The 17637-nt window shown below is 46.8% G+C and carries 18 protein-coding genes and 1 other annotated feature; all 18 genes read left to right on the top strand.

Features of this window, described 5'->3' with window-relative positions:
* Positions 1-1365 (top strand): UDP-N-acetylmuramoyl-L-alanine--D-glutamate ligase, encoded by a 1365-nt coding sequence (gene murD, locus HU147_RS03680; protein ID WP_224074961.1) that lies wholly within the window; start codon positions 1-3, stop codon positions 1363-1365.
* A gap of 19 nt (positions 1366-1384) precedes the next feature.
* Entirely contained in the window at positions 1385-2179 is a 795-nt protein-coding gene (locus tag HU147_RS03675) for a cell division protein FtsQ/DivIB (protein ID WP_224074960.1), read from the top strand.
* Entirely contained in the window at positions 2148-2882 is a 735-nt protein-coding gene (locus HU147_RS03670; RefSeq protein WP_224074959.1) for a DUF881 domain-containing protein, read from the top strand. Before HU147_RS03675 ends, HU147_RS03670 begins: the two co-directional genes overlap by 32 nt.
* A gap of 15 nt (positions 2883-2897) precedes the next feature.
* The gene (locus tag HU147_RS03665) at positions 2898-3614 is read left to right on the top strand and encodes a DUF881 domain-containing protein (protein ID WP_224074958.1); all 717 of its coding nucleotides are present in this window, start codon (positions 2898-2900) and stop codon (positions 3612-3614) included.
* A 2-nt stretch (positions 3615-3616) separates the two neighbouring features.
* Positions 3617-3982 carry a small basic family protein gene (locus HU147_RS03660; RefSeq protein ID WP_224074957.1) on the top strand — a complete coding sequence of 122 codons (366 nt, stop codon included), beginning with the start codon at positions 3617-3619 and terminating at the stop codon, positions 3980-3982.
* Positions 3983-4081: 99 nt separating this feature from the next.
* Positions 4082-5368: a cell division protein FtsA gene (ftsA, locus tag HU147_RS03655; protein WP_224074956.1), complete on the top strand. Its 1287-nt coding sequence runs from the start codon at positions 4082-4084 to the stop codon at positions 5366-5368.
* A 56-nt stretch (positions 5369-5424) separates the two neighbouring features.
* Positions 5425-6600, top strand: coding sequence for a cell division protein FtsZ (gene ftsZ, locus HU147_RS03650; protein ID WP_074510206.1), 1176 nt, complete (start codon positions 5425-5427; stop codon positions 6598-6600).
* Between the two features lie 313 nt (positions 6601-6913).
* Complete coding sequence (locus tag HU147_RS03645) at positions 6914-7582, top strand: YggS family pyridoxal phosphate-dependent enzyme (RefSeq protein WP_224074955.1); 669 nt, start codon at positions 6914-6916, stop codon at positions 7580-7582.
* A complete protein-coding gene (locus HU147_RS03640; protein WP_224074954.1) occupies positions 7582-8100 on the top strand; it encodes a cell division protein SepF in 519 nt (172 codons plus the stop codon). Before HU147_RS03645 ends, HU147_RS03640 begins: the two co-directional genes overlap by 1 nt.
* A gap of 20 nt (positions 8101-8120) precedes the next feature.
* Positions 8121-8384: a YggT family protein gene (locus tag HU147_RS03635; protein ID WP_036806871.1), complete on the top strand. Its 264-nt coding sequence runs from the start codon at positions 8121-8123 to the stop codon at positions 8382-8384.
* A 65-nt stretch (positions 8385-8449) separates the two neighbouring features.
* Positions 8450-9235 (top strand): RNA-binding protein, encoded by a 786-nt coding sequence (locus HU147_RS03630; RefSeq protein ID WP_224074953.1) that lies wholly within the window; start codon positions 8450-8452, stop codon positions 9233-9235.
* A gap of 95 nt (positions 9236-9330) precedes the next feature.
* Entirely contained in the window at positions 9331-9846 is a 516-nt protein-coding gene (locus tag HU147_RS03625; protein ID WP_036806865.1) for a DivIVA domain-containing protein, read from the top strand.
* 43 nt (positions 9847-9889) lie between these two features.
* Positions 9890-10106: a binding site (T-box leader), on the top strand.
* A 43-nt stretch (positions 10107-10149) separates the two neighbouring features.
* A complete protein-coding gene (gene ileS / locus HU147_RS03620) occupies positions 10150-12912 on the top strand; it encodes an isoleucine--tRNA ligase (RefSeq protein ID WP_224074952.1) in 2763 nt (920 codons plus the stop codon).
* 301 nt (positions 12913-13213) lie between these two features.
* A complete protein-coding gene (lspA, locus tag HU147_RS03615; protein WP_224074951.1) occupies positions 13214-13693 on the top strand; it encodes a signal peptidase II in 480 nt (159 codons plus the stop codon).
* A gap of 5 nt (positions 13694-13698) precedes the next feature.
* Entirely contained in the window at positions 13699-14610 is a 912-nt protein-coding gene (locus tag HU147_RS03610; protein WP_224075289.1) for an RluA family pseudouridine synthase, read from the top strand.
* A 192-nt stretch (positions 14611-14802) separates the two neighbouring features.
* Entirely contained in the window at positions 14803-15339 is a 537-nt protein-coding gene (gene pyrR, locus HU147_RS03605; RefSeq protein ID WP_317985490.1) for a bifunctional pyr operon transcriptional regulator/uracil phosphoribosyltransferase PyrR, read from the top strand.
* A gap of 18 nt (positions 15340-15357) precedes the next feature.
* Positions 15358-16644, top strand: coding sequence for a solute carrier family 23 protein (locus tag HU147_RS03600; protein ID WP_224074949.1), 1287 nt, complete (start codon positions 15358-15360; stop codon positions 16642-16644).
* A 123-nt stretch (positions 16645-16767) separates the two neighbouring features.
* A complete protein-coding gene (locus tag HU147_RS03595) occupies positions 16768-17637 on the top strand; it encodes an aspartate carbamoyltransferase catalytic subunit (protein ID WP_224074948.1) in 870 nt (289 codons plus the stop codon).

The following is a 17637-nucleotide window of genomic DNA, read 5'->3' as shown; positions in this document are numbered from 1 at the left end:
ATGAAGCAAGTTGAACAACTTTATCATAAAAAAGTGCTTGTGTTGGGGCTTGCGAAAAGTGGGTTTACAGCGGCTCGCATTCTTCATGGACTAGGTGCTTTCGTTACCGTTAACGATGCTAAGCCTTTTGAGGAAAACTCAGAAGCCCAAGAATTATTGAATTTGGGAGTGACCGTAATTTGCGGCAGACATCCGGAAGATCTTTTGGATGAAGGCTTTGAATTAGTGGTGAAAAACCCGGGCATTCCATACAATAACGTAATTATCGAATCAGCAATTGAAAAAGGAATTCCGATTTGGACGGAGATTGAATTGGCCTATTTGATCAGTGAAGCTCCATTTATCGGCATAACGGGATCCAACGGCAAAACGACGACCACTACCTTGTTGTTTCATATGCTCAACCAGGATCGCAAGAAACCGCTGATTGCTGGGAATATCGGAACTGTCGCAAGCGGTGTTGCTGAAAACGCGACGGAAGAAAACGTCATTGTCACCGAACTTTCTTCTTTCCAGTTGAAAGGGACAGATACATTCCGGCCGCGCATCGCGATTGTCACCAACTTTTATGAAGCGCATTTGGACTATCACGGTTCGTTTGAAGACTATACCGCTTCGAAGATGAAAATTGCCCAGAATCAGACATCGGAAGATTATTTCATCTACAATGCAGACCAGCCCTTGCTGTCAGCATTTGCGGCGAAATGCAAAGCGCAGCTGATTCCATTTACGCTCAAAGGCAAGACCGAGCAGAGCATCAGTGCAGATGATGAATTTGTTTACTGGCAAGGAGAAAAAGTGATTGAACGCTCGAAAATTATGCTGGGCGGCCAGCACAATTTGGAGAATATCCTGGCAGCAACAGCTGCGGCGCTTCTATGGGGCGGAACGAAAGAAACCATTACCCGGGTGTTGACGTCCTTCACAGGGGTAAAACACCGTTCCCAATTTATTACTTCCTGGAACGGAAGAAAGTTCTATAACGATTCCAAAGCGACCAATGCCTTGGCGACAAAAAGTGCGCTTGAAGCATTTCCCGAACAAATTGTTCTGTTGGCTGGCGGGCTTGAGCGAAACCATTCGCTTGAAGAGCTGCGTCCTTATATGAACCGTGTAAAAGCGCTCATCACATTTGGCGAAACCGCTGACCGTTTTGTAGAATTTGCTGCTGATTGCGGAGTACCGGCAATCACAAAAGCAGGCGACATGCTGGATGCTGTTGAAAAAGCAGTAAGCCATTCAGAAGATGGAGATACCATCCTCTTGTCTCCGGCATGCGCAAGCTGGGATCAATATGAAAGTTTTGAAATCCGCGGTGATGCATTTATCGATGCAGTCCTGCAAGTAACAGAAGCGAACGAATAAAGGGGAAGGAGCAGCAAGTATGGACAAAGTGATTGATATCGAAGAACGCATCCCGACGCTTCGTGAGCGGCGGAAAAAAAGAACCAATCGCAAGTTCGTGGCGTTGCTGTTCATTTTTCTTGTATTGCTGGCCATTCTAATCTATAGCCAAACAAAATACAGTAAAATCCAGGACATCACTGTCACGGGAGCAGAACTGTACGAAGGAGCCGAGTATCAGCAGCTTAGCGGCTTGGCGATTGGCGACTCCATGTGGTCCTTCACGGAATCGGACATTGAAAAGACCCTGGATGGACTGGAATGGGTAGAAAAATCCTCAGTCAATAAAAAATGGCTGACTGGTGTAGAGATTGAAATTCAAGAGTTTGAGAGCATCGGTTATCTTGATAAAAGCAATAGCTACCAGATGGTTTTATCAAATAATTTTGCTTTGGAAAAACCGGTAACCTCAGTTGATGGCCCCATCTTAACAAATTTTGAAGATGCTAAGACGAGATCGAAACTGGTCAATCAGCTGGCAAAGATCGATTCGGAAGTATTCAACTTGATCTCCCAGATTATTTTGTCTCCACGTGAAGAAGAAGCAGCCTATGTGACGCTCTATATGAACGATGGAAATGAAGTAAGAGGGATATTAAGTTCGCTGGCTGAAAAGCTGAATTACTATCCTTCTGTTGTAGCTCAGCTCGAAGATGGCCAAAAGGGTGTTATTGACATGGAGGTCGGAATTTTCTTCCGTTCTTACGAAGACGTATATGGTCCTCGGAAGGAAGGTGCCGAGAATGAAGAATCCGAAACAACTGAAGAAGAATAGCCGGGCAAGCTTCAGTAAATCGATTATCTTTTCTCTTGTTTTTCTTGTGTTGGGCTTTATCATGGCTTACTCTTACAGCCTTTCTCAAGAGGAAGAAGCAGCCAGGAATTTTGACGGAAAAACTTTTTCTGAAGAAGAAGAGCGGTTTCGGGCAGAATTGATTGAACAGCAGGAACGCAACAAATCATTGCGTGAGGAGTTACAAGAAAAACAAGCAACTGTCCAAGAATATGAAGATTCTTTCTCTGACGGCGAAAACCGTTTTGCTGACTATACCGAAGAAGCGGAAGCTCTGCGGCGGTATATCGGCATTCTGCCGGTTAAAGGGTCCGGATTAAAAGTAACCCTGCAGGACGGCGATTACGAGCCGGATTCCGTGAATCCGAATGATTACATCGTGCACGAGAGCCATGTGTTCCAAGTGATCAACGAATTGTATATTTCCGGGGCGCAAGCCATTTCAATCAATGGGCAGCGAATCCACGCGAATTCGTATATTGTCTGTACCGGACCGGTCATTACCGTGGACGGTGTCCAGTACCCGGCGCCTTTCACGATTGAAGCGATCGGCGAACCGGACGTGCTGGAATCTTCCATGAAGCTATCAGGCGGCGTTATGGATCAGCTTGTAAATGATAATATTATCGTCACATTGGACGCTGGACAAAAAATTTCCATGCCAGCGTTGCTGACAGAATCATAGGAGGGGAGAGGCAGCATGAAAAAGAAACTCTCTTCCCGCTTTTCAGTCATCTTATTCATCATCGGGTTGATGGCGGCGATTCAATACAACACCATCAATGAACCGGATGCGCGCGACACACGCGATATTTGGGAAATCAGGCAGGAGCTTTCGCGCGAAATGCAGCTGCATTCGGAGCTGCTGACAGAGGTCGGCACCCTTGATGATACCTTGTCCAAATACGAAGATGCATCGAATGAGAGTCCGGAACAGGCATTAAAAGAAACCGTCGAGGATTTAAGAAGTGCAGCTGGCTTGGCCGAAATGACTGGCCCAGGCATAGAAATCTCCATTGAACCCTCTCCAGAAGCAGTCGCTTTAGGTTTGAATATTGAAGGGATTGCACCCGACCTATTGATCCGCCTGGTCAATGAAATCAATCGGCATAATGGGCTCTACATTTCGATTGATGGCAACCGGGTGGTCAATACAACCGCCATCCGCGATATTAACGGAACGACCACTGTTAATACCGTTCCTGTTCAAACTCCGCCATTTAAAATTAAAATTGTTTCAAAAACGATGGATGATACGGAAAAGCTGTATAATCATTTAATGTCATCCCGTATACACGATGATTTTTATATTGATAATCTTTCGGTCTTGATCACAGAACCAATGGATCAAGTGAGTGTAGAAGCTTATGACAAAGAACACAACTATCAACAATTAGAAAAAGTGGAGGAGGAATAGTCATGTGGTTGTCTGTACTGGGTTTATTGCTTGGAATTGCACTCGGCCTGTTAACCGATATGCAAATTCCTCCTGAATATGCAGATTACTTGTCCATTGCCGTGCTTGCTTCGCTTGACACCTTATTTGGTGGAATCCGGGCGCATTTGCAAGGCGTCTACGACGATAAAGTATTTGTGTCGGGCTTTTTCTTCAATATTGTACTGGCAGCGGCGCTTGCGTTTATCGGTGTGCATCTGGGAGTCGATTTGTATTTAGCCGCCATTTTTGCATTTGGGGTTCGCTTATTCCAAAATATCGCTGTAATACGCCGGATTCTTCTGACAAAATGGGCAGAAAAAAAGGAAGTTCGTGAATTGCAGGGATAAGTTGAAGGAAAATTTACAAAGTTGTGCTGTTTTACTTAGACAAGGGATACAATTTACAATAGAATATAATATAGAAGTTTATTAAGGAGGTGCCACGAATTGAGTCAATCAGAATTATATGTAAGCCTAGACATCGGTTCGTCATCCGTTAAAGTATTAATCGGAGAAATGGCCAACAAATCTTTACATGTCATTGGCGTAGGAAATGTAAAATCAAACGGAATCAGAAAAGGTGCGATTGTTGATATAGATGCTACAGTTCAATCCATTAAAAAAGCAGTTGACCAAGCGGAGCGCATGATCGGAAAGTCGATCCACGAGGTAGTGCTGGGAATTCCGGCTAACAAAGCTGCTCTTCATCCTGTCAAAGGGGTAGTGGCAGTCAACAGCGAGAACCGTGAAATTACGGATGATGATCTGGACCGTGTGCTTGAAGCGGCACAAGTTATTTCTATTCCGCCGGAACGGGAACTGGTCAACATCATTCCTGAACAGTATATCGTCGACCATTTGGATGAAATCAAAGATCCGCGAGGTATGATTGGGATTCGCCTTGAAATGGATGGTACAATGGTGACAACATCAAAAACCATTTTGCATAATGTGTTAAGATGCGTAGAACGTGCGGGATTGCAAATCCGTGATATTTACGTTCAGCCACTTGTCGCAGGATATGTTGCCTTGACAGAAGATGAAAAAAATCACGGCACTGCCTGCATCGACATCGGCGGAGGCTCAACATCGATCGCTGTCTTCCAAGATGGCCATTTGACTGCTTCTTCCGTTATTCCAGTCGGTGGAGACCATGTGACGAAAGATTTATCCATCGTTCTGAAAACGCCAACAGACCAAGCTGAAAAAATCAAACTGGAGTATGGCCATGCATTTTATGACGATGCTTCTGAAGATGAATTGTTCGAAGTGGAAGTAATCGGTTCCGATTCAAAAGAGCAATACAGCCAAAAATACATATCTGAAATAATCGGAGTTCGCCTGGAAGAACTTTTCGAATTGATTTTAGATGAGCTTTACCGTCTTGGATATCAAGACCTTCCAGGAGGAGTCGTATTGACTGGCGGAATGGCTAAGCTTGAAGGGCTGCCGGAATTGGCGCGCCATATCATGCAAACGCGCGTCCGCGTATACGTACCGGAATTCATCGGTGTACGTGAGCCTCAATATACCACTGCTGTAGGCCTGATCCAGTACGCTTACATGGAAGATATGTTCTATGGCAACGTAGGAAGCGGAGGCGCTTTGTCCGAATCTGCACACGTAGAGCCGGAACCACAGCACCAGCAGCCTAAAAAGCAAAAGCAGCCTAAACAGAGCGGTGAAGGCGTTGTTACAAAAGCTAAAAAAATGTTTGATAGATTCTTTGAATAAAATCAACATTGCATTATGCTTAATCTAAAGCTGAGCAATATATAGGAGGAAAAAGAATGTTGGAATTTGATACATCAATCGATGCACTGGCAGTCATTAAAGTAATCGGTGTAGGCGGCGGCGGAAACAACGCGGTAAACCGTATGATCGAACACGGAGTGCAAGGCGTAGAATTCATCGCTGTAAATACAGATGCACAAGCGCTAAACCTTTCAAAAGCTGAAACTAGACTTCAAATCGGAGGCAAATTGACTCGAGGACTTGGAGCAGGTGCTAATCCGGAAGTCGGCAAAAAAGCGGCTGAAGAAAGCAAAGAACAAATCGAAGAAGCTTTGCGCGGAGCAGATATGGTATTCGTTACTGCCGGCATGGGCGGCGGAACCGGTACGGGAGCAGCACCTGTAATTGCAGGAATTGCCAAAGAACTGGGCGCTTTGACTGTTGGGGTTGTAACTCGCCCATTCACTTTCGAAGGACGCAAGCGTTCGACTCAAGCAATCAGCGGAATCAGCACAATGAAAGAATCTGTGGATACATTGATCGTTATTCCAAACGACCGTTTGCTTGAAATCGTTGACAAGAGCACGCCAATGCTTGAAGCTTTCCGCGAAGCGGATAACGTTCTACGCCAAGGGGTTCAAGGTATTTCCGATTTGATCGCTGTACCTGGTCTAATCAACCTTGACTTTGCGGACGTAAAAACAATCATGTCCAACAAAGGTTCTGCTTTGATGGGAATCGGTGTTTCTTCAGGGGAAAACCGTGCATCTGAAGCAGCGAAAAAAGCTGTTTCAAGCCCGTTGCTTGAAGTTTCCGTTGACGGAGCAAAAGGTGTTTTAATGAACATCACAGGCGGATCTAATCTTAGCCTTTATGAAGTACAAGAAGCAGCGGACATCGTAGCTTCAGCTTCTGACGAAGATGTAAACATGATTTTCGGATCGGTCATCAATGATAACTTAAAAGATGAAATCGTGGTTACAGTTATTGCTACCGGATTCAACGAAGAATTGCTTCAGCCGAGAACGCCAAGAGGATCAGGATTAAACTCAAGCCGAGTACAGTCGATCCAACAGCAGTCTCCGCCGTCACTTCGTGAATCGCGCCGGGAAGACCAGCGCCGGGAAGAACATTACCCGTCGTATCAGCAGGAACCTGCCCGCCAGGACAAACCACAGGAAGATGCATTAGACATCCCTACATTCCTGCGCAACCGCCAAAAAAGAAGATAATTAAAATTGACAGCCGCCTTAGGGCGGTTGTTTTTTTGTGAAATGAATATTCAAAGCACCCGCATGGGCTATTCGAATTTTGTACAAGAAAAGTCGGAAATGCAAGATAAGAAGGGCTTTATGATAGGGTGGAATTGATAAAAAACCTGTTACTTGGTACAATAAAGTGAAACTACATTCTTAGGGGACGCCCCTGAAATTGCTAGTGGAACCGATCAGACTTTTGCATTCAGTGGGTTCCGCTGAATGCAGCAGATGACTTGGCTTGCGATAAGCAGGACAAGTTGAACATCAATAGAAAAGTTGTGAATGCATGAAACCCATTAAACCAGTCTATGAAGAAATCACACAAGAATTAAATAATGTCCGGCCTGGCATTCAGGTCATTGCAGTCACCAAACAAGTAGGCGTTGAACGTACAGCAGAGGCAATTGAAGCTGGAATCGGCCATCTTGGCGAAAACCGTCCGGAAGGGCTATTGAACAAGCGCCAAGCGATTTCAGCGGATGTCAGCTGGCATTTTATCGGCAATTTGCAGACGAGAAAAGTCAAGGAAATTATCGACCAAATCGATTATCTTCACTCCTTGGACCGTATGAGCCTGGCCAAGGAAATCCAGAAACGGGCAACTCATCCCGTTAAATGCTTTGTGCAAGTGAATGTTTCGAAGGAAGAATCCAAAAGTGGGGTACTTGCAGAAGAAGCAGTAGCATTTGTTAAATCACTGGAAGCTTTTGATAAAATCCAGGTAGTCGGATTGATGACGATGGCGCCGAACACCACGGACGAGACCGTTATTCGTAATGTATTCAAAGGATTGAAATCGCTTCAACTTGAAGTTGCGGCTGAAGGAATGAGCCATGCCCCTTGCACCGAGTGTTCGATGGGAATGTCCAATGATTACAAAATCGCAGCTGAAGAAGGAGCGACTTTTGTTCGCATAGGGACTGCATTAGTAGGGTCAGAAAGTGAGGCAATGTGATGAGTATGAAAGACAAATTTAAGAATTTCTTTTATCTGGAAGAATTTGAAGAAGATGAGCCGCCGGTTCAACAGCAGAAACCCCAGCCTCAACCAGAACAAGCACAGCCGCGGCCTAAACCGCAGAAGGCTTCCCGCTATGAAAAAGCGGTAACGGTTCAGCCGGAAATTCGAAAACAACCAAAAGAACGGAGACAAAAAACAGTGGAAACAGGAGTTACCAATCTTGTAAGCCTGCAAAGTGCAGTTAAATCCTCGAAGATGATTTTAGCGGAACCCAGAGTTTATGCGGAAGCCCAGGACATTGCCGAAAACTTAAAAAACAAACGCGCCGTCGTAGTCAATCTGCAGCGGATCGAAAAAGACCAAGGTTTGCGCATCATTGATTTCCTAAGCGGAACCGTATATGCCCTTGGCGGAGACATACAGCGCATTGGAACGGATATATTCCTGTGCGTGCCGGATACCGTTGAAGTTGACGGAGCCATTTCCGAGTATTATTATGACGATCAACAATAAAAGAGGTGCATGAATAACCGATGATTGCTTTATTGAATTTAATTTTAGTTGCTATAAACATCTATTCGTTTATTTTAATCGCCAGCATTTTAATGAGCTGGCTGCCGAATGCGAAAGAATCAAGTTTTGGCCGTATGCTGTCAAGCATCACTGATCCATATCTTGATATTTTCAGGCGTTTTATTCCCCCGTTCGGAATGATTGATTTTTCGCCAATCGTCGCTATCTTTGCTTTGAACTTAGCGAGCCGCGGGATTATCGTTTTATTTTCTTATTTCAGCTAATGACCTCACATAACGTGAGGTTTTTTGCTTGAAACCTATTAACTATCCAAAAAGGAGCGCTTTCTATGGAGTCGTTATTCCAGCATTTCAGAAAAGACGAGCAGCCGTTCATTGAACAAGTGACGGGCTGGATGATAGATGTTGAAGACCGTTACACGCCTAAACTGACTGATTTTCTGGACCCAAGACAGCGTTTTATCGTGGCTTCCGTGATCGGTTCAGGCGATATCCAAATGGCTTCATCAGGGCTGTTTGAAGACGCGGAAAGGCAGCGTGTACTGCTTTACCCTTCGTATTACGAGCCGCAAAAAGAAGATTTTCAAATTACCGTTTTTGAATTGAACTATCCCACCAAGTTCGTCACGCTGCAGCATCCGGATATTTTAGGCTCCATGATGTCCATCGGGCTTGATCGCAGCAAGTTTGGCGATATCCGCATTGACGGACAGCAAATCCAGATTGCCGTTGCGGATGAAGTGAGCAGTTATTTGCAGGCTAATTTTACAACAGCCGCAAAGGTGAAAGTGCATTTGGAAGAAGTCGCATCAGAAGAGAGCTTTGTAAAGGTGACGGAAGACTGGACAGAAGAAAGCCATACGGTCAGTTCGCTGCGTCTGGATACCGTCATCAGTTCGGTCTATAATATGTCCCGGCAGAAAGCGTCGGCGTTGATCAATGGCGGGAAAGTGAAAGTCAACTGGACCGTGCAGGAACAGCCGTCGTTTGAGTTGAATGAATCGGATATGGTATCATCGCGTGGGTATGGCCGGGTCAAAATGATCGAAATCGAAGGCCGTACTAAAAAAGACAAAATCCGTCTGCTTGTTGGCCGATTGGAGTCGGGCAAGTAAGCCGGTTTGAAAAAATGCAAAATAGTACTGATATTTACAGCCATGGACTGTATAATGTAAAGAAACGAAGTTAATTAAGGAGAGGTGCCCTTACTATGCCATTATCCCCCTTGGATATACATAATAAAGAGTTTAGCAAAGCATTCAGAGGATATCAGGAAGACGAAGTAAACGAATTCCTGGATCAAATCATCAAAGATTACGAAATTCTGTTAAAAGAAAAGAAAGAGCTGGAAGATCGCTTAACGCAGACAGATGAGCGCGTCGGCCATTTCACGACGATTGAGTCAACTTTGCAGAAGTCGATTGTAGTGGCACAGGAAGCAGCGGAAGAAGTCCGCCGCAATACGCAAAAAGAAGCGAAGCTGATCATCCGCGAAGCTGAAAAAAATGCAGACCGCATTGTCAACGAATCATTGACGAAAGCACGCCGCATAGCACTGGAAATCGAAGAGTTGAAAAAACAGTCCAAAGTATTCCGCAACCGCTTCAAAATGCTGGTGGAAGCACAGCTGGACTTGATTGAAACGGATGATTGGGAAACATTGATGGAATATGACATCGATACGACCAACCTGGATAAATTGGAAGAAAAGAAAGAAGTCTACTGAACTTGACGCAGCAACTTCTAAATTCTATAATTACGTCATATCTTTAAAAGCGTTGACGGAGACAGTACTCCAAACAATTCGACAAAGCGAGCCGGGGACAGTGAGAGCCTGGTGAAGAATGTTTTGAGGAAAATCACTCTTGAGCAGAATTGGGGAACCGACAAAGTACCCAATTCCGTATCCACCACGTTACGGTGTTCGAGTGGCAGCTAAGAGCTGCAACAAGGGTGGTACCGCGAGTTTAGCTCCTCGTCCCTTTCCAGGGATGGGGGGCTTTTTATTATGCCTACAGGAGGAATTGCAATGGAATACAAAGACACGTTATTGATGCCGAAAACAGATTTTCCGATGCGCGGCAATTTGCCGAACCGGGAACCGGAAATGCAGAAGAAATGGGAAGATATGAACATTTACCAAAAGTCGCTGGAACGCACGAAAGGCCGTCCATTCTTCATTCTTCATGATGGACCCCCGTACGCTAACGGTGACCTTCACATGGGCCACGCCCTTAACAAAGTGCTAAAAGACATGATCGTCCGTTCGCGTTCGATGATGGGCTTCCACGCTCCTTATGTTCCGGGCTGGGATACGCACGGCCTGCCGATTGAACAGGCATTGACAAACAAAGGGGTTAACCGCAAAGAAATGTCTTTGGCGGAATTCCGCAAGCTTTGTGAAGAATATGCTTATGAGCAAATTGACAACCAGCGTTCGCAGTTTAAACGCATCGGGGTGCGCGGCGATTGGGAAAATCCATACGTAACGTTGAAGCCTGCCTATGAAGCCCGCCAAATCGAAGTATTCGGCAAAATGGCGAACAAAGGCTATATCTATAAAGGGTTAAAACCGGTTTACTGGTCCCCTTCAAGTGAATCTTCACTGGCGGAAGCAGAAATCGAATATGCAGACAAGAAATCACCATCAATTTACGTTGCTTTCAAAGTTGTGGACGGCAAAGGCGTTTTGGCAGAAGGCACGAACGTGCTGATCTGGACAACAACTCCTTGGACCATCCCGGCAAACTTGGGAATCTCAGCACATGCCGATTTCAACTACGTGGAAGTTTCCGTAAACGGATCGTTGTATGTGGTGGCTCAGGATTTGCTGGATGAAGTGGCGAAAGAAGTGGAATGGACGGATTATGAAGTGGTGCGCGAAATCAAAGGCGTCCAGTTTGAGCATATCCTCACCCAACACCCGCTGTATGACCGCACTTCACTGATGATGCTCGGGGAGCACGTAACGATCGATTCCGGTACCGGTTTTGTCCATACAGCTCCAGGGCATGGGGAAGATGACTTCCTGATCGGCAAAAAGTACGGCTTGGACGTTCTTTGCCCGGTTGATGAAAAAGGCGTCATGACGGACGAAGCTCCAGGGTTTGAAGGCCAGTTCTATGACAAAGCCAATAAATCCATCACAGAAGCTTTGGACGCAGCAGGCGCACTTGTGCACTTGTCGTTCATCACGCATTCATACCCGCATGACTGGCGTACGAAAAAACCGGTAATCTACCGGGCGACGGCTCAATGGTTCGTTTCCATCGATGCTTTCCGCGACCAGATTCTAAAAGCGATTAACGAAACAAGCTTTACGCCGGCATGGGGCGAAACGCGCCTATTCAATATGCTGCGCGACCGAGGCGACTGGAATATCTCGCGCCAGCGCGTTTGGGGCGTGCCGATTCCTGTATTTTATGCAGAAAACGGCGATCCGGTTATCACAAAAGAAACCATCTCGCACATTGCCGAATTGTTCCGTGAACACGGTTCAAACGTCTGGTTCGAACGCACAGCTGCCGAATTATTGCCGCCAGGATTTACACATCCAAGCAGCCCGAACGGCATCTTCGTCAAAGAAACCGACATCATGGACGTTTGGTTCGATTCAGGTTCGTCTCACCAAGGCGTCCTTGAAGAACGCGAAGACCTTCAATACCCGGCGGACTTGTATTTGGAAGGCTCTGACCAATACCGCGGCTGGTTCAACTCATCTTTGACGACAAGCGTCGCCATCAACGGCATCGCGCCTTACAAAGGGGTCTTGAGCCACGGATTTACATTGGACGGCAATGGCCGCAAAATGAGTAAATCACTCGGCAACGTCATCGTTCCAGCGAAAGTCATGAACCAGATGGGCGCAGATATCCTTCGCCTATGGGTAGCGTCTGTTGACTACACCGCTGATGTGCGCGTATCAGACGACAACTTCAAGCAAGTGTCGGAAGTTTACCGAAAAATCCGCAACACCTTGAAATTCCTTCACGGAAACTTGGCGGATTTCAATGAAAAAGAACACCGCGTCGCATTTGAAGATATGCGCGAAATGGATCAGTATATGGTCATGAAATTGCAGAAGATGATCGAGACAGCCCGCAAAGGCTACGAAACGTATGAATTCTCTTCGATCTATCACGCGTTGAATGGCTATTGTGCAAATGACTTGAGCTCATTCTACCTGGATGTGGCGAAAGACGTTGTGTACATTGAAGCGGCTGACCATCCACACCGCCGTGCAATGCAGACGGTTATGTTCGATTCCTTGATGGCTATCCTGAAATTGGCAACGCCGATCATCCCGCATACGACAGACGAAATGTGGGGCTACTTAGGCTTTGTGGAAGAAGAAAGCGTTCAGCTGACGGATTTCCCTGAAAGCGAAGAAAACCCGGCATTTGCTGACCTGGAAGCGAAATGGACGAACTTTATGGACGTCCGTGACGATGTATTGAAAGCATTGGAAGAAGCCCGTGCTGCGAAAACCATCGGGAAATCACTTGAAGCCAAAGTGACCGTTTACGGATCAGAAGAAGTAAACAGCTTGCTTTCTTCCGTGGATGAAAACGTAGCTCAACTGTTCATCGTATCCCAATACGAGTTCGGCGGAGCGCTTGAACAAGCACCGGAACAGGCTTTGAAATTAAACAAAGTGGCAGTGGTTGTCGAAAAAGCGTCAGGCGAAAAATGCGAACGCTGCTGGACAATCTCTGAAGAAATCGGCAAAAACGAATCACATCCGGCTCTATGCCCGCGTTGTGCAAGCGTCGTCGAAAAACAATACGCATAATACGAATACTGGAAAGCTGCCGGGAGAAATCCTGGCAGCTTTTTTGTTTATTTTCGTTATAAAGTTACGCTGTTTAGCTTGTAGTTGCTTGAAAGGAATCGAATATACTGCTTTTGCCGCTCAAAGCATCTATCGTTTGAATAGTACTGAATAGGCTTACTAGCAGAAATAACTTATCTAGCTCGTTTGCACAATATCGGCAGACAAGGACTCGTATCCTATTGGGACATTTCAGCCAGTTTCCTTTTTCGAGGCGGGATGTGGTAAAATAAACTGACTGATGAATTGACGGGGGAAACACATGTTTATACTTTATTATGGAATTGCATTAGTGATCATTGCACTTGATCAATGGACCAAGTGGCTGGTAGTAAAAAATATGGAATTGGGTGAACGGATCGCTGTTCTGGACCCCTATCTTGGCTGGCTTTCGCACCGGAACCGCGGAGCTGCCTGGGGGATGCTGGAAGGGCAGATGTGGCTGTTCGCCATTATCACAGTGGCTGTAATAGCCGGGATTCTTTGGTATTTTCATAAGCACGCAACCGGAAAACCGTTGTTTCAATTGAGTTTGATGGTGCTGCTCGGCGGTGCAATCGGAAACTTTATTGACCGGATGCTGCGCGGAGAAGTAGTGGACTTTGTGGATGTGCTGATTCCTGTCATCAATTACGATTTCCCGATTTTTAATGTGGCGGATGCTGCATTGACAATAGGTGTGGTATTGATGATCTTATTTATCATCATTGACGAAAAACAAGAAAAGAAAAAGGTGTCTTAATGGAAATTGAAGATTTGACAATAGAAATAACAGAAGAAATGGCCGGTGTGCGGATTGATAAAGCTGTATCATCAATCGACGAAGACTGGTCCCGCTCGCAAATTGCCAACTGGGTGAAAGACGGCGCTGTGAAAGTCAACGGCGAAACAGTCAAACCGAATTACAAAGTGCGTCTGGACGATATCATCATTGTTTCGCCACCGCTGCTGGAAGAACTGGACGTTGTTCCGGAAGACTTGAACCTCGAAATCGCTTACGAAGACGCGGATGTATTAGTTGTGAACAAGCCAAGAGGCATGGTGGTCCATCCGGCTCCCGGACACGCAAAAGGAACGCTTGTCAACGGGCTGATGTTCCATTGCAAGGACTTGTCCGGAATTAACGGCATAGCCCGTCCCGGAATTGTCCACCGCATCGATAAAGACACTTCCGGTTTATTGATGGTTGCCAAAAATGATATGGCGCATACGTCATTGGTCGATCAATTGGTGAAGAAAACCGTTACGCGCAAATATGTGGCGCTTGTCCATGGCCATATTCCGCACGATAAAGGGACAATTGAAGCCCCGATCGGCCGTGACTCGAAAGACCGCCAGAAAATGGCTGTCATCGACAAAGGCAAACACGCCGTGACACATTTCCGTGTACTGGAGCGCTTCGGCAATTTCACTTTAGTGGAATGCCGTTTGGAAACAGGCCGCACCCACCAAATCCGTGTCCATATGAAATACATCGGGTTCCCGTTAGTAGGCGATCCAAAATACGGACCGAAGAAAACAATGGATATCGGCGGCCAGGCATTGCATGCTGAAGTAATCGGTTTTGATCATCCGCGAACAGGCGAATACTTGGAGTTTTCGGCAGAGCCGCCAGCAGAGTTTGCAGAGCTTTTGGAATCTCTTCGAGAGAAAGATTGACAAAGCGGTTGACTGTTCTTTATACTTAAAAAAACAAATCGAATAAGCAACACCTTTAAAAACGGTCCAGAGAGGCCGAGAAGGTATTTACGCTGGCTGGGAGACTGTCTTCCATGCTGAATTTTTCTGCGCATCTAACCTCTTGCCTCTCAGGCAAGAGGTTTTTTATTTGGAAAAGGAGTGGAACACATGGTGGAAAAAGCAGGGATTTTGGATGAAAAAGCGATTACGCGGGCCATAACGCGAATTGCCCACGAAATCATTGAGCGCAATAAAGGAATAGACGACTGCATCTTAGTCGGCATCAAAACAAGAGGCGCATTCATTGCAAAACGGCTCGCTGAAAAAATCGAACAAATTGAAGGCAAGCCAATTTTAAAAGGCGAACTGGACATTACACTTTACCGGGACGATTTGAGCGTGAAAACGAAAAATCAGGAACCGCTTGTCCAGCAAGTGGACATCGAACACAATATCTCGAACAAGAAAGTGATTTTGGTCGATGATGTGCTTTATACGGGAAGAACGGTCAGAGCGGCTATGGATGCTGTCATGGACCTTGGGCGCCCCGCCCAGATTCAGCTGGCGGTGCTGGTTGACCGGGGACACCGGGAATTGCCGATCCGGGCAGATTTTGTCGGAAAGAACATTCCGACGTCGAGCAATGAACGCATTGTGGTGCAAATGGAAGAAAGCGACGGCAGCGACCGTGTAGCGATCCATGAATAGAAACGGAGAGAAGCAGCAATGAATGAAGCAGTATTGGATGTACAAGATCAACCGAAAACGGTCCAATGGATTTCATTGAGCCTTCAGCACATGTTCGCCATGTTCGGCGCAACGATTCTCGTTCCGAAACTGGTCGGCTTAAGCCCGGCGATTGCGCTGTTGACAAGCGGCATCGCGACCATCATCTTCATCCTGATCACCCAGTTTAAAGTGCCGGCGTACCTCGGTTCGTCTTTCGCCTTTATCGTCCCGATCACCATTGCAACTGAAACGGGCGGCATCGGCTCAGCGATGATCGGAGCCATGTTTGTGTCACTCGTCTACGCCATTGTCGCACTCATCATTTGGAAAACCGGCTACCGCTGGCTGATGGAGCTCCTGCCGCCGATTGTGGTCGGGCCGGTCATCATCGTCATCGGGCTGGCATTATCCGGAACAGCGGTTGACATGGCCATGAACATCACGGTCGACGGCGTGAGCCAATACAGCATGAAGCATTTCTCAGCCGCACTGGTCACGCTGATTACCGCCATCATCTGCAATATCTACTTTAAAAACATTATCAGCCTGATGCCCATCCTGATCGGCATCATCGCCGGCTACATCTACTCGGCGGCAATCGGCATTATCGATTACGCACCGATCGCCCAAGCGACCTGGTTCCAGGTGCCGGACTTCCTGATTCCCGGCATCGACTACAGCTTTACCGTCACGCCAACCTTGCTGTTCGTCATGGTGCCGATTGCAATCGTGACGATTTCTGAACACATCGGCCATCAGCTGGTGCTCGGAAAAATTGTAGAACGCAATTACATAAAAGATCCCGGGCTTCACCGCTCGATTCTCGGCGACGGGCTCGGCACATTGATTTCATCTTTCGTCGGCGGACCGCCAAAAACGACTTACGGGGAAAACATCGGCGTCCTCGCCATCACCCGGGTATACAGCGTCTACGTCATCATCGGAGCAGCAGTGTTCGCCATCGCCTTCTCATTCTTCGGAAAACTGATGGCCGTCATCGAGACGATTCCAACTGCGGTGCTCGGCGGCATTTCCATCCTGCTGTTCGGGATTATCGCTTCATCCGGCTTACGCATGCTGGTCGACAACCGCATCAACTTCGGCGACAAACGCAATTTGGTCATCTCCTCAGTCATCCTGGTCATCGGGATCGGCGGAGCGAAAATCCAGTTCAGCGAGTCGTTCTCAATCGAAGGAATGGCGCTTGCTGCCATCATCGGCGTACTGTTAAACCTCGTCCTGCCAGGGCGCAACAAAGAAGAAATTGATCACGGAACTGCATAATCACCTTTTAATGAATGTCCAGAGAGGCATGGAAAGGGTCGAAGCAAGGGCGAACCATGCCTTTATTTCCTCACACCTTCCTGCTCTCAGGAAGGTGTTTTTTAATGAAAGGAAGGGATCCACTTGCCAAACGTACTGACAATGAACCACTTGAAAAACCGGACCATCATGAAATTGCTGAAACGGGCAGGAGAATTCGAACGCGGCGAACAGCATCCCATGACGGGAACCATCGTCAATCTGTTCTACGAGCCAAGCACACGGACCAAAATGAGCTTTGAAATGGCCGAACACCGCATGGGGCTGACCGTACTTCCATTTGAAACAGCCTTCTCCAGTGTCCAAAAAGGCGAAACCTTGTATGACACGGTCAAAACTTTCGAGTCGATTGGAGTGGACGGCATTGTCATCCGCCACGAAGAAGAAGCCTATTACGAAGAGCTGAAAGGCTGCAACGTCGCCATCATCAACGGCGGTGATGGCTCAGGGCAGCACCCGACGCAATCGCTGCTCGACTTGTACACAATCCACCAGGAGTTTGGCCGCTTTGAAGGCATTCACGTGACCATTGTCGGTGACATTGCCCATAGCCGGGTTGCCAAATCCAATGCGGCTGCCTTGAAGCAGCTGGGGGCTGAAGTATCGTTCGTCTGCCCGGAAGAATGGAGCGGCGGCTATGAAACCTCGCAAAACCTGGATGAATTGCTTCCGGATACGGATGTCGTCATGATGCTGCGCGTCCAGCACGAACGCCACGCGGTATCGGCTTTATTCTCAAAGGAAAATTACCATGAACAATACGGATTGACAGTGGAGCGCGAACGGAAAATGAAAGACACGGCCATCATTATGCATCCGGCGCCTATCAATCGAGGTGTCGAAATCGCGGATTGCTTAGTGGAATGCGAACGCTCACGGATATTCAAACAAATGGCAAACGGTGTGTTTGTCCGGATGGCTGTACTGGAATATGCATTGAAAGGGAGAGATTGA

The sequence above is a fragment of the Planococcus chinensis genome, assembly GCF_020071995.1.
Lineage (GTDB): Bacteria > Bacillota > Bacilli > Bacillales_A > Planococcaceae > Planococcus > Planococcus chinensis_A.
Note: the sequence above shows the minus strand (reverse complement) of the source record. Positions and strands in the feature narration are given on the sequence as shown.